Consider the following 13,098-nt stretch of genomic DNA (forward strand, 5'->3'; position numbering starts at 1 on the left):
CCCGCCACCGCACGTTCCGTAATCTTGTGAGGCTGGTCACTGTATCGATCATCGGCGGCCGCTTCCAGCGCCCGTTCCGTCCGGCGGCGGACCGTTTCTGTCGGTGCGCTGTGCGAAGCTTCCGAAGGTGGACGGCACGGTGCGATCCGGCAAGGGCCGGCGGCTTCTCGACCGCGCGACGGCGGGGATCCCGGCTTCGCTGTACCCGGTCACCCATGTGGCCGATCTGCCGGCCCGTCCGGCGGATTCCGTGGACTGGCCGGAGTGGGCGGCGGGTCCGGTCGTCGAGGCGCTGAAGGCGAACGGAGTCGAGACACCATGGCGGCATCAGGCGGAGGCCGCGTCCTTGGCCCGTGAGGGCCGGCACGTCGTGATCTCGACCGGCACCGCGTCGGGCAAGTCGCTCGCGTACCAGTTGCCGGTGCTCTCGGCACTGGTCGAGGACGAGCGGGCCACGGCGCTGTACCTGTCGCCGACCAAGGCGCTCGGCGCCGACCAGTTGCGCTCGGTGTCCTCTTTGGACATCAAGAAGGCGCGGGCGGCTTCGTTCGACGGGGACACTCCGCTGGAAGAGCGGGACTGGGTCCGCGCGCACGCGAACTGGGTGTTCACGAACCCGGACATGCTGCACCGCGGGATCCTCTCGTCGCACGCGCGCTGGTCCCGGTTCTTCCGGCGGCTCTCGTTCGTCGTCGTCGACGAATGCCACAGCTATCGCGGTGTCTTCGGTTCCCACGTGGCGCTGCTGCTGCGCAGGTTGCGAAGGGTCGCTGCGTACTACGGCGCTTCGCCGGTCTTCGTCCTCGCGTCCGCGACGACCGCGGACCCGGCGGCGTTCGCGTCTAAACTCACCGGACAGGACTGTGTCCCGGTCACCGAGGACGGCTCGCCGCGCGGCGCCCGCACGGTCGCGTTGTGGGAACCCCCGCTGCTGTCGGAACTCTCTGGCGAGAACGGAGCACCGGTGCGGCGCTCGGCGGGGGCCGAGGCCTCCCGGATCCTCGCCGAACTGGTCATCGAAGGCGCTCGCTCGCTGGCGTTCGTCCGGTCGCGGCGAGGCGCGGAGCTGACCGCGCTCGGCGCCAGGCGGATTCTGTCCGAAGTGGACGGTGCACTGGCGGAATCCGTCGCCGCGTACCGCTCCGGGTATCTGCCGGAGGAGCGGCGCGCCCTCGAAGCGGCGTTGCTGTCCGGGCGGTTGCTCGGTGTCGCGACGACGAACGCGCTCGAACTCGGCGTCGACATCGCCGGGCTGGACGCGGTGGTTCTGGCAGGCTATCCGGGGACGCTCGCGTCGTTCTGGCAGCAGGCGGGACGGGCCGGGCGCGCGGGCGACGCGGCGCTGGTCGTGTTCGTGGCCCGCGACGATCCGCTGGACACCTATCTCGTGCACCATCCGGCCGCGATCCTGGACCGGCCCGTCGAGGCCGCCGTCCTCGACCCGTCGAATCCGTATGTGCTCGGGCCGCAATTGGCCTGCGCCATCGCCGAACTCCCGCTGACCGAGCCCGAGGTCGCGGCCTTCGGCGGCGACTCGGCGCGCGCCGTACTCGCCGATCTGGTCAAGGAGAAGATCGTCCGCCGCCGCACGAGCGGCTGGTACTGGACCTCGCGCGACCGGCCGCACGCCGAAGTCGGCATCCGGGGTTCCGGCGGCGAACAGATCGCGGTGGTGGAGGCCGACTCCGGCCGGATGCTCGGCACGGTCGACCCGGGCTCCGCCTGCTACGCGGTCCATCCCGGCGCGGTGTACCTGCACCAGGGCTCGTCCTACGTGGTCGACGAACTGGATCTGGAGACCGGTCTCGCCCTGGTGCACGCGGAGGATCCGGACTGGACCACGTCACCGCGCGAGGTCGTCGACATCAGCGTGCTGCGCACCGAAGAGCGGCGAGTGCACGGCGGGGTCACGGTGAACCTCGGCGAGGTTTCGGTGAGCTCGCAAGTGGTCGGCTACTTGCGGAGACGTCCGTCCGGTGAAGTGCTGGACCAGACTCCGCTGGATCTGCCGGAACAGAGCCTGCACACCCGTGCCGTCTGGTACACGATCTCGGCCGAGCTGCTCGGCGCGTCCGATGGCGTGGCGGGGACCGGGGGCCATCGGACGGGGACCGAAGTTCTGGAGCCGGTGGGGACCGGAGGCTCCAGGGTGGGGACCGAGGAACTTGGCGGAGCACCGGGGACGGGCGCCGAATTGGATCCGGCGCGCGTCCCCGGTGCCCTGCATGCCGCCGAGCACGCGGCGATCGGCCTGCTACCGCTGTTCGCTACTTGCGACCGCTGGGACATTGGCGGGGTGTCGACCGCGTGGCACGAAGACACCGGGGAGGCGACGGTGTTCGTGCACGATGGCCATCCCGGGGGTGCGGGATTCGCCGACCGCGGATTTGCCGCGATTGTCCCTTGGCTGGCCGCGACGCGGGAGGCGATCGTTTCCTGCGAGTGCCCGGCCGGCTGCCCGTCCTGCGTCCAGTCGCCGAAGTGCGGGAACGGCAACGATCCGCTGGACAAGGCGGGGGCGGTGGCCGTTCTGGACACCGTGCTCGGGGCTTTGCGTCAGCACGGGTCCGTGTCCGGCCACGGGGTGGCTTGAAATTGTGGGTTGATCAGGCGGCGGTGCTGAGGCTCGCCACCGGGGCGACGGCCTGGTCACCGGCCAGCGCACGGACGAGCACGTCGTGCACCTCGGTGGCCTCGGGCAGCTGCCAGCCCCAGACCTCGGGCTTGACCCGCCAGTGCACGACACCGTGCTGGAACGGCGACGGGGGCAGCGGGATGTAGCCGTTCGCGCCGTGCCACTGGATCGAGGCCTGGTCGGCCAGTTCCCGCGGGATGCTCGCGGCGACGGTGGTGAGGAACAGCCAGCGGCCGTTCGGCATCGCGACGATCGGGGCGGGGTGCCCGGTGGCGCGCAGCAGGCGGGCGGCGGCCTTGCCGAGCTCGTCGTCGACCTCGATGGCGTCGAGCACGGTGCCGGTGGCGACGAGGAGGCTGTGCGTGTCGTCGCCGAACCAGGTGGCGACCTCGTGCGGGTGGGTCTCGGTCAGTTCACGCCAGTTGTCCTGGGCCGGGACCGGACGCCGCCAGGTGAGGTCGTCACCTTCGGCGGTCAGCGCCGCGGGCTCGGCACCCGGGAGCACCGGCCAGCCACGCCAGGCGAGACCGATCGCCTCCGCCCGCATTTCGATGCGGAAGGCGCCCCGCCAGCTGTCCGGCCAATTCGCGTCCAACATTACTGTCCCTGCCTCAGGTCAACTCTGTCCTGTGTCTGTCTCTGTCGCACCGGCCTCGGCGAACTCTTCGAAGTGGCGCACATCTCAATAAACGGCAAGTTGCACATCGGGAGAAGACCTCACGCGACAACCGGCGGTTACTTAGCGATGAACGCGCGGTAGTGCGACCGGACGGACCGAACGCCGGACGTCCGGTTAACGGGCGTGCACGACCGGTACGGAGCCGTTCGTCGCAGCCGACCTGGGCTTCCCTCCTGCGCGGCGGCGCTCGCGGTGAGCGGCGGGCGGCCGTTCGGCGGCGAGCTGATCATGGCTTCGACCGCTCGCCGCGCGTCAACGACCGCTGCTCGCGCCCAGCGGTTACTCGCGCGTACCACCCGCTGGTCGCCGCCCGGCGACCGTTCACCGCGCGAGCTCCGTCACGGTGACCGGTCGACCGGACCCGCCCTGGCCCGTGCCTCCGCCCGTCCGGTGACCGCCGGCCGCCCCGACGGCTCCGAACGCACTTCGACCAGGGCATCACCGCGCTCCCACCGGCAGGTCAGCAACGTGACCGACATCCGGACGGCGACCTGCCGCGCCCGTTCGCAGGCCGCGGCGGGACCGTCCGACGCGTGTGAGGCCGCCGCGAGCGCCGCCAGATCCGCGGCGGCCTCGGCGCGGTGCCGGGTCGTGACGGCGGCACCGATCCAGAAGGCGAACGCCGCCGCGCCGACCAGGACGGTGACGATCGAGGCGGTCCACACGGTCGCGACGCCGCGATCGTCCCCGGTCACGGCCCGCTCCCCGGCTCGGCGATGGCGAAGGCGCTGGAACGCAGCCGGATACCCGGCAGGAGCCCGGCGACCGGTTCGGCCTCGACGCCGGCGGTGATCGTGTCGCCTTCGCGGACGACGTCCAGCCGGGCGCCGGGCGGCGCGATCTCCCGCACCGCCTGTTCGGCACGGGCGGGCTGGCCGCGGGCGAGGAGCCTGGCGGCCTCGCGGGCCGCGTCGATGCAGCGGAGCTGGTCGGAGGCGACCCCGATCCCGGCGAGCAACAGGGCCGAGACGAAGGTCAGCGCGCCGATGCCGAGCGCGGCTTCCACGGTGACGGAGCCGCGATCCTCGCCGCGCATCAGAACTTCACCGACAGCGCCCGCTCGACGAGCGCGGTGAGCCCGGCGCGGACGGCTTCGCTGTCGATGACCATGTAAAGGACGGCCGCCAGCGCGGCGGCGGCCAGGGTGGCGATGGCGTATTCGATCGTCGCCATGCCGTCGTCTGCACGGAAGTCGGGGACCTTGTTCATAGGGAATCGCCTTTCAGTTCAGAGGACGCCGTCGAGCCGCCCGGCCAGGCCGAGCACGACGGGCAGGACACCGAGGCAGAGGAACGCGGGGAGAAAGCACAGGCCGATCGGTGCCGCCAGCAGCACTCCCGCCCGTTCCGCGCGTTCCTCGGCTTCGGCGGAAAGCGACTCGCGCAGCCTTCGCGCGAGGTCCTTCGCATGCGTGGCGAGCGCGGTGCCCGCCCGCGCCGTCCGGACGGCGGCGACGGCCAGTTCGGTCAGGCCAGGCAGGTCGCGGACCGGCGCCCACGCTTCCGCCGGCCCGATGCCCACGGCGAGATGCGACGCCACCGAACGCAGAGCCACCGCGGTCTTCGGTGAGGCGGTCGGCGCGACGGCCTCGAGCGCGACGGGCACCGGCAGCCCGCCTGCCAGGCAGGCGGCCAGCAGATCAAGGGTGGCCGCGGACCGGACGAGTTCGAAGGCGCCTTTGTCCCGGGGCGACCGTGCCCGGATCCGCGTGAGAATGAGAAGCCGACCTGGTCGTGCTACGCCTCCGGCCGCGACGTGTGGCCAACAGAAGACGGCACCGCCCAGCAGGACCAACGCGGCGCCGGTCAGCATGACGCCACCCGCCCGGTGAGGGCCCGAGACCAAGCCGTTCCCGCCCAGATCAGCCCGCTGCCCACGACGAGCAGCAGCTGACCGGCGCCGGTCCCGGTGAGGACCTGGACCGGGCCCGCCCCCATCGCCTCGCCGAGCGGCAGGCACACCAGCGGGAGGGCCGCGAGCATGGCGGCACTCGCCCGGGGACCGGCCATCTTGGCTTTGAGCCGGCGGCGGAAGCCGATCCCCGCCTCCGCGTCCCGCCTCGCGGCGTCGAGCACGTCGGCCATCGGCAGCCCGAACCGGTTCGCGAGCGTCCACGCGTTCACCAGTGCCGGTGGCGCGTCAGGGTCGGCGGCGGTCTCACCACCGAGCCGGGCGGCCGCGATGAGTCCGCGCAGCCGCTCGGACGCCGCGGGGATCGCCTCCGCGGTGGCTTCGGCCGCCGTCACCGGATGGGCGCCCGCGCGGAGTTCACCGATCATCGTCCGTAGCACGGACGCGGTGAGCTCCGCTTCGGCCAGCGCCGCGTTCGCCTGCGCCCGCGACCGGACCTCCTGGCGGACGGTCACGGTGAACACGAGTACCGCCACCGCCCAGCCGATCCCGAGGAACGGCAGGACGAACAGCGCCGGCAGAGGCCACCAACCCGTCCGAACCGCCTGGGGCAAACGCCAGGCGATCGGCGCGCGCACCATCTGCTTCGGCCAGCAGGCCAGCCCCGCGCCGCAGGCGAGCAGGAACCAGGGGTTCATGCCGCCAACTCCTCGAAAGGAGTCTCGTCACCGATCCAGGTGCCTTTGCTCCAAACCGGGACGACTTTGGCCTCACCTCGAAAGGACCTAAGGACACCGACCTCGTCCAGCCGCCGGATCCCGCTCGGCAGACGGACCATGTGCAGGACCACCCGCACCGCCGCCGTCAGCTGGCTGTGCAGCGCGTCACGTTTCAGCCCGCCGAGCGCTGCCAGCGCCTCCATGCGTGCCGGGACCTCCTCCGAGGAATTGGCGTGCAGGGTGCAGCCGCCACCCTCGTGCCCGGTGTTCATCGCGTTGAGCAGCGCGATCACCTCCCGGCCACGCACCTCTCCGACGACCAGGCGGTCCGGGCGCATCCGCAACGCCTGACGCACCAGTTCGCTCAGCCCGATCTCGCCCGCGCCCTCGACGTTGGCCGGGCGGGTGAGCAGGCTGACGAACTGCGGATGGTCCGGTTGCAGCTCTCCGGCATCCTCGACGCAGACGATGCGTTCGGACGGGGGCACGGCGCCGAGCAACGCGGCGAGCAAGGTCGTCTTGCCCGACCCCGTCGCGCCGGAGACCAGGAACGCGAGCCGTCGCCGGATGACCGAGTCGAGCAGATCCGCGCCGCTGGTGCCGAACACCCCGCGCAACCGGAGTTCGGCGAGGTCATGGGTGGCGGGCCGGAGAACGCGGAGCGAGAGAGCGGTCCCGGCGGGCGCGAGCGGTGGGAGTACGGCGTGCATGCGGACCCGGCCTTGCGGCCCCACACCCGGCAGCCAGCAGTCGGCGAATGGTTGCGCGTCGTCCAGCCGCCGCCCGCCGGCGAGGGCGAGCCGCTGGGCCAGCCGGCGGACCGCTTCCTCGTCGGCGAAACGGATTTCCGTCTCCTGGGGACCTTCACCGGTGTCCACCCAGACCTTGTCGGGAGCGGTGACGAGAATGTCGGTGACGCCGGGCTTTTCGAGAAGCGGCGCGAGCGGGCCGGCGCCGACGAACTCGTCGCGGGCCAGCCTGACCGCTCCGAGGACGGCGTCCTGACCGAGCGAACCGCCTGCTTCGGCGCGCACCGCCCGCGCGACGCTCACCGGATCCGCCGGGGCGGCCGATCCGGCCAGCCGCCGCCGGACCCGCTCGACCAGATCTTCGGTCATCGCGAGGCACCGGCCAGGTTTCCGCGCGCCGCCACGAGGACTTCGGTGGCCGCGGTGGCCAGGTGCTCGCGATGCCTCGGGACGAATTCGCCGCGGTCGAGGGCCGCCGAGAGGGATCGCTCGCGACCCATCGACGTGATGAGCGGGACGCCGACGGCGTCGGCGATCTCCTGCGGGATCAGCCCGGCGGGCGACGGCCCACGGACCGCGACACCGATCCTCGTCGCGTGAGGTTCGAGCCTGGCGAGGACCTGTTTCGCCGCCGCACAGGCACGGAGTTCCGCGGGGACCACGACCACGACGAGATCGGCCAGCCCGATCACGGTGCCCGTCTCGGCGCCGAAATACCTCGGCAGATCGCAGACGACCGTCCGCCCCGCCCGCCGTCCGGCGTTCAGCACGCCCTCGATCGCGTCGGGCCCGGGACCGCGTCCTTCCCTGCCATAGGACACAAAGGACAGTGAGCCGGTCGAGTATTTCTTTCGCGGCAGGGCTTCGCTCAACGCGGCCATGGACACCCTGCCGCCGAGATCGAGCTCCGGCCACCGGGGCCCGCGATCGCGCTCGGCGGCGAGGAGGACGTCGACCCCGCCACCGAGCGGATCGCAGTCGACCAGCAGCCCGCCGGTGCCGGACTTCTCCGCTTGGTACGCGACGGCGGCCGCCAGCACGGAAGCCCCGGCACCGCCCCGCCCGCCGATGATCCCGATGACGACGCCGTCGTCACGCGCCGGCCCGTCGACGACGTCGGCGAACTCGCCGATGAGGTCGCCTTCCTCGTCCGGGAGCGAAAGGACCTTCTCCGAACCGGTGTTGAAAGCACGCTCCCACGTCACCGGCGTCGGCGCGCCCTTGCAGACCAACAGGACCTTGTTCCGCCGCAGCAGGCGGTCCGGCGCGCTCGCGGCTTCCTCGTCGAGCACCACGAGCGGCGCGCGGGCCCACCTGCCGCGTGCGGCGGCCAGATCGGGTGCGCGTTCGACCTCGCAGCCCGCGGCCGCGGCCACGCGCAGGATCTCGTCGAGCAGGATGTCGTCGCCGGCGACGACGAGCGGATGTTCCGCGGTCATGGCTCCCCCAGTGATTCGGTCGGACTCGGGTGATGACTCCACGGTCGCGCCGGTCCCCGCCGCGCACAACGCCATTCCGTACCGCCTGTGGACAACCGGGGTGTTGTGGACAACTCCGCCGCGGGAAACCGGTTTCCCACGGTTTTGTCGGTCCTTCCTAGCACGAACCCACGGCCCATTTTCGACACGGTGCCGAGCACGAAAACAGTTGAGAGAAAAGAAAGTCAACGAACTCCGGGCGGTTCCAGCCTTGCCCGGGCGCGGTTTTCGCGGCCGACGAGGTCTGAACCACTGAAACCACAAGGGATAAAGGAGGCGGCCCTCGCCAGGGGGGAGGGACGAGGGCCGCCTGGGGTTCAGCCCCGGGGGGTCGGACTGAACCTGGGCCCGGTGCGACACCGGACAATCTCACTGTAACTCCGATACCGGCCTGTTGCGGGCGACCTCCGTACCCACAATTCGGTAACGGCACGACGCGCCCGATCGGGGGCGCGGTCGTGAATTTTCCACCGCGGTATCCCGATCGTGGTCGACCAACGGGCGCGCGCCGATCCGGCTCTCCTATCCTTGGCGAGTGGACCGACCCAGCACGACGCCCAGCCAGGTCGCGGCGTTCTTCGATCTCGACAAGACGATCATCGCGTCATCGAGCGCGTTGGCCTTCAGCAAGCCGCTTTTGCGCGAAGGCCTCATCAACCGCCGAGCCGCGCTTCGCAGCGCGTACGCCCAACTCGTCTTCTCTCTCGCGGGCGCGGACGCGGCGAAGACCGAGCGGATGCGGGCCGAGGTTTCCGCGCTGTGCGCCGGATGGGACGTCGCGCAGGTCTCCGCGATCGTCCGCGAGACGCTGCACGACGTCGTCGACCCGCTCGTCTACGCGGAGGCGGCGGAACTGATCTCCTCGCATCGCGCGGACGGGCACGACGTCGTGGTCCTGTCGGCGACCGGCGAGGAAGTCGTCGCGCCGGTCGCCGAAATGCTCGGCGCGACGCGCAGCGTCGCCACGCGAATGCAGATTGTGGACGGTCGCTACTCGGGCGAAGTCGATTTCTACTGCTACGGCGAGAACAAGGCCGTCGCGGCGAAGCAGCTCGCGGCGACCTACGGCTACGACCTCACCCAGTGCCACGCGTACACCGACTCGAGCACCGACATCCCGCTCCTCGAGGTCGTCGGACGGCCGCACGCGGTCAACCCCGACCGCGTACTGCGCAAGCACGCGACGGAACAAGGCTGGGAGATCCTCGCCTTCGAGCACCCGATGTCGCTGCGGACCCGGATCCCGGCGCGCTCGGCCGGACTGGTCGCGCTCGGCGCCGTCGCGGCGGGAGCCACCTGGTACGGCTACAACCGGCGCAAACGCACCCGCTGAGCACACGCCCACACGGCGGTACCGGGCCGGTTTTCTTAGTCAGGGCCGCGAATTGTCCGTCGCGGAGGGTGCCCGTGTCACTAGATCGAGCCTCTGTACCGGTGCACCCGTCTGCGCACTTGAAGTGACCCGGCTCACGGCGTAGAAAGTAGGTGCGGACGTTCGGTCGGCCAGGGAACAGGTAGAAGAGAAGCCTGTTCCACCCCGGCGAATCTCCGTGTGCGGACACCGGGTACCCACGCGCAGCGCGCCGCGGGAGGCTCGTCGTCTAGGGACTGCGTACCGGGACGCCGGACGCCGAGTCCATGAAGGTACGACCAGAGTTGCACGCTTGGTCGCCCGAGTCGCCCGCACTGACTGGCGGCGCCCGCCGGCTTCTTGCCGACGGGCGCCGCCAGTGTTTTGCCCCCGTTTTCAAGCGTGACAGGCCCCTTCGCGTCCCTTTGTGTATGAACGGACCGTTCGTGCGGGTGGCCGATGGACAAGCAAAGTGCTCGTGGGTAGCTTCCGGATATCAGTGCTTCCAGGTGGACTTCTTTCCATCTGAGAGTCAGGCACGAATCTGGGAGGCTTGAGGTGACGACCCGAACCGCGCACGCCCGTCATCGGAGGATCCATGCGCTCGCCCTGCCCCTCGCGGGCCTGCTCACCCTGGGTGTCGCGGGCGTCCCGGCGACCGCGCAGCCGGTGACGGCGGACGTGGAGGCGCAGCGGACGCTGCGCGGGCTGACCCTGGAGCAGAAGGTCGGGCAGCTGTTCGTCACGTGGGTGAACGGGAAGTCCGCCGACGAGGTCAACGCCAAGAACAAGGCCGACTTCGGCGTCGACACCCCCGCGCAGGTGATCGAGAAGTACCACCTGGGCGGCGTCATCTACTTCAACAACGACAGCCGCGACAACTTCGACGACCCGGTGCAGGTCGCCAAGCTGTCGAACGGGCTCCAGCGGGCCGCGCTCCGCAGCGGAGCCCGTATCCCGTTGCAGATCGCGACCGACCAGGAAGGCGGCACAGTCACCCGGATGGGTGCCCCCGCCACCGAGCTGCCGAACGCGATGGCGATCTCGGCGGGCCGTGACACCAAGGCCGCGCAGGAGGCCGCCCGCATCCTCGGGCACGAGCTGCGCGCAGTCGGTATCAACCAGGACTTCGCCCCCGACGCCGACGTGAACTCGAACCCGGCGAACCCGGTGATCGGCGTCCGTTCCTTCTCCGGCCGCCCGGAGCTGGCGAGCCAGTTCGTCGAAGCCCAGGTCAGGGGCTTCCAGAACTCCGGACGGCGCTCGGAGACGGTGTCCGCCGCCGCGAAGCATTTCCCCGGCCACGGCGACGCGGCCACCGACAGTCACCACGAGCTGCCCAGGATCGACCGCAGTGAGGACAGCTGGCGCGCGACGGACGTGCCGCCGTTCAAGGCCGCCATCAAGGCGGGTATCGACTCGATCATGAGCGCCCACATCCAGTTCCCCAGCCTCGACCCCTCGGGCGAGCCGGCCACGCTGTCGAAGCCGATCCTCACCGGCAAGCTGCGCGAGGAACTCGGCTACCGCGGCGTCGTCGTCACCGACTCGCTGTCGATGGACGCCGTGCGCGAAATGCACACCGACGCGGAGATCCCGGTGCTGGCCCTCAAGGCGGGTATCGACCAGCTGCTCATGCCGGTCAACCTCGAACTCGCCATCAACTCCGTGCTCGACGCCGTCCGCAAGGGTGAGCTGACCGAGCGGCGCATCGACGAGAGCGTCCTGCGGGTGCTCAAGCTCAAGCTGAACCGGGGCGTCCTGACCTCGCCGTTCGTCGACCCGGCCAAGGTGATGTCGAAGGTCGGCACCCCGGCCAACCTCGCGACCGCGCAGGGCATCGCCGACCGGTCGGTCACCGCGATCCGCAACGACGGCGGCGTCCTGCCGCTCAAGCAACAGCCCGCGAAGACGCTCGTGACCGGCTGGGGCGTGAGCACGACGACGTCGCTGGCCGCGAAGCTCACCGCACACGGCACGCAGGCGACCGCGTTGCAGACGGGTCAGACGCCGACCGACGCCCAGATCTCCCAGGCCGTCGCGGCGGCCAAGAACGTCGACCTCGTCGTCGTGCTGACCAACAACGTCGGCACGTATCCGTTGCAGGGCAAGCTGTTGCAGGCGCTGGCCGACACCGGGAAACCCGTCGTCGCGGTCGCCGCCCAGATCCCGTACGACGCCGGTTACGAGAACCCGATCAAGACGTGGCTCGCCACGTACGGCTACATCTCGCCTTCGCTCGAAGCGTTGGCGAAGGTGATCCTCGGGAAGGTGAAGCCGCAGGGCAAGCTGCCGGTGGACGTTCCCGCGGGCAAGGACGTCGGCACGGTGAAGTACCCCTTCGGCCACGGGCTGACCTGGTGAACCTCAACCGCCGCCACTTCCTCGCCACCGGTGCGCTCGCGGTCCCCGCGCTGACGGCCGGGTCCTCGGTCGCGGGGGCCCAGCCGGAAAGCGAGAGCAAAGGTCCCCCGCTCACCCGCACCGGAGCGGACGTGCTCGCCGCACGGGGCTGGGCACCGCTGTCGGGCCGCAAGCTCGGCGTGCTGTCGAATCCGACGGGTGTGCTGGCGAGCGGCGACCATATCGTCGACTCGATGGTCGCCGCCGGGGTCCGGCCGCTCGCCGCGTTCGGGCCGGAGCACGGTTTCCGCGGCAGCGCGCAGGCAGGCGGTTCCGAGGGCGACTACACCGATCCACGCACCGGCGTGCCGGTGTACGACGCGTACGGCGCCGACGCGACGAAGCTCGCCGGGATGTTCACGAAGGCGGGCGTCGACACCGTCGTCTTCGACATCGCCGACGTCGGCGCGCGGTTCTACACCTACATCTGGTCGCTGTACACGGCGATGGTCGCGGCGGCGAAGGCCGGCGCGGCGGTCGTCGTGCTGGACCGGCCTAATCCGCTGGGCGGCAAGGCCGCCGGGCCGATGCTGAACCCGGCGTTCGCCTCGGGTGTCGGCCGGAAGCCGATCGTGCAGCAGCACGGCATGACCGTCGGCGAACTCGCGCGGTTCTTCGCGGCCGAGTTCCTGCCGGCCGAAGGGGTCACGCCGGGCAAGCTCGAAATCGTCGAGGTGCGCGACTGGCGCCGCGATCAGCTCTTCGCCCGCACCGGGCTGACCTGGGTCCCGCCGAGCCCGAACATGCCGACGCCGGACACCGCGCTCGTCTACCCCGGCACCGGGATGTTCGAGGGCACCGTTTTCTCCGAAGGCCGGGGCACCACCAGGCCGTTCGAGATCATCGGTGCGCCGGGCCTCGACTGGCGCTGGCGCGAGAAGCTCGGCGAGCTACGGCTTCCCGGGGTGAAGTTCCGTGAGGCGTACTTCGTGCCGACGTTCGGCAAGTTCGTCAACGAGCCCTGCGGCGGCGTACAGGTGACCGTCACGGACCCGCGGGCGTTCGACGCCATCCGCACCGCGGTCACCATGTTCGTCACCGCGAAGCAGGTGCACCCGGACAAGTTCAAGTGGCGGCCCGACAACTTCCTCGACAAGCTCTCCGGCTCCGACAGGTTGCGCACGATGATCGACAAAGGCGCCGGAGTGGACGAGATCGTCGGGTCCTGGCAGGCCGAACTGGCCGAGTTCGACCGGAAACGCCGTCGCCATCTCATCTATCGCTGAGGGGAAC

General features: G+C 70.7%; 12 protein-coding genes. 4 read left to right on the top strand and 8 right to left on the bottom strand.

The features are described from left to right. The first annotated feature begins 127 nt into the window (after window positions 1–127). Complete coding sequence (locus AC069H_RS26765; RefSeq protein WP_478234193.1) at window positions 128–2,593, top strand: DEAD/DEAH box helicase; 2,466 nt, start codon at window positions 128–130, stop codon at window positions 2,591–2,593. Between the two features lie 13 nt (window positions 2,594–2,606). Here AC069H_RS26765 and AC069H_RS26770 read toward each other — a convergent pair whose 3' ends face one another. The 8 genes from AC069H_RS26770 to ssd form a co-directional block, all read right to left on the bottom strand. Further along, on the bottom strand, window positions 2,607–3,233 hold the full coding sequence (locus AC069H_RS26770; protein WP_478234194.1) for a bifunctional DNA primase/polymerase: 627 nt from the start codon (window positions 3,231–3,233) through the stop codon (window positions 2,607–2,609). Between the two features lie 419 nt (window positions 3,234–3,652). Then, window positions 3,653–4,009, bottom strand: coding sequence for an Rv3654c family TadE-like protein (locus AC069H_RS26775; RefSeq protein ID WP_478224387.1), 357 nt, complete (start codon window positions 4,007–4,009; stop codon window positions 3,653–3,655). Next, on the bottom strand, window positions 4,006–4,350 hold the full coding sequence (locus AC069H_RS26780) for a TadE family type IV pilus minor pilin (RefSeq protein ID WP_478234195.1): 345 nt from the start codon (window positions 4,348–4,350) through the stop codon (window positions 4,006–4,008). Before AC069H_RS26780 ends, AC069H_RS26775 begins: the two co-directional genes overlap by 4 nt. After that, the gene (locus AC069H_RS26785) at window positions 4,350–4,523 is read right to left on the bottom strand and encodes a DUF4244 domain-containing protein (RefSeq protein ID WP_478234196.1); all 174 of its coding nucleotides are present in this window, start codon (window positions 4,521–4,523) and stop codon (window positions 4,350–4,352) included. The genes AC069H_RS26780 and AC069H_RS26785 overlap by 1 nt, the downstream gene beginning before the upstream one ends. Before the next feature lie 18 nt (window positions 4,524–4,541). Continuing rightward, on the bottom strand, window positions 4,542–5,126 hold the full coding sequence (locus AC069H_RS26790) for a type II secretion system F family protein (RefSeq protein ID WP_478234197.1): 585 nt from the start codon (window positions 5,124–5,126) through the stop codon (window positions 4,542–4,544). After that, window positions 5,120–5,863: a type II secretion system F family protein gene (locus tag AC069H_RS26795; protein WP_478234198.1), complete on the bottom strand. Its 744-nt coding sequence runs from the start codon at window positions 5,861–5,863 to the stop codon at window positions 5,120–5,122. The genes AC069H_RS26790 and AC069H_RS26795 overlap by 7 nt, the downstream gene beginning before the upstream one ends. Continuing rightward, window positions 5,860–7,002: a TadA family conjugal transfer-associated ATPase gene (locus AC069H_RS26800; RefSeq protein ID WP_478234199.1), complete on the bottom strand. Its 1,143-nt coding sequence runs from the start codon at window positions 7,000–7,002 to the stop codon at window positions 5,860–5,862. Before AC069H_RS26800 ends, AC069H_RS26795 begins: the two co-directional genes overlap by 4 nt. After that, window positions 6,999–8,072: a septum site-determining protein Ssd gene (ssd, locus tag AC069H_RS26805; protein ID WP_478234200.1), complete on the bottom strand. Its 1,074-nt coding sequence runs from the start codon at window positions 8,070–8,072 to the stop codon at window positions 6,999–7,001. The genes AC069H_RS26800 and ssd overlap by 4 nt, the downstream gene beginning before the upstream one ends. Before the next feature lie 574 nt (window positions 8,073–8,646). On the opposite strand from ssd, the gene AC069H_RS26810 reads away from it, so the two are divergent. The 3 genes from AC069H_RS26810 (at window position 8,647) to AC069H_RS26820 (ending at window position 13,091) form a co-directional block, all read left to right on the top strand. Then, entirely contained in the window at window positions 8,647–9,444 is a 798-nt protein-coding gene (locus tag AC069H_RS26810) for an HAD family hydrolase (protein ID WP_340685316.1), read from the top strand. 576 nt (window positions 9,445–10,020) lie between these two features. After that, window positions 10,021–11,826 carry a glycoside hydrolase family 3 protein gene (locus AC069H_RS26815; protein WP_478234201.1) on the top strand — a complete coding sequence of 602 codons (1,806 nt, stop codon included), beginning with the start codon at window positions 10,021–10,023 and terminating at the stop codon, window positions 11,824–11,826. Next, a complete protein-coding gene (locus tag AC069H_RS26820) occupies window positions 11,823–13,091 on the top strand; it encodes an exo-beta-N-acetylmuramidase NamZ family protein (RefSeq protein WP_478234202.1) in 1,269 nt (422 codons plus the stop codon). Before AC069H_RS26815 ends, AC069H_RS26820 begins: the two co-directional genes overlap by 4 nt. The last annotated feature ends 7 nt before the right edge of the window (window positions 13,092–13,098 follow it).

It is taken from the genome of Amycolatopsis sp. NPDC043887 (genome assembly GCF_056435665.1).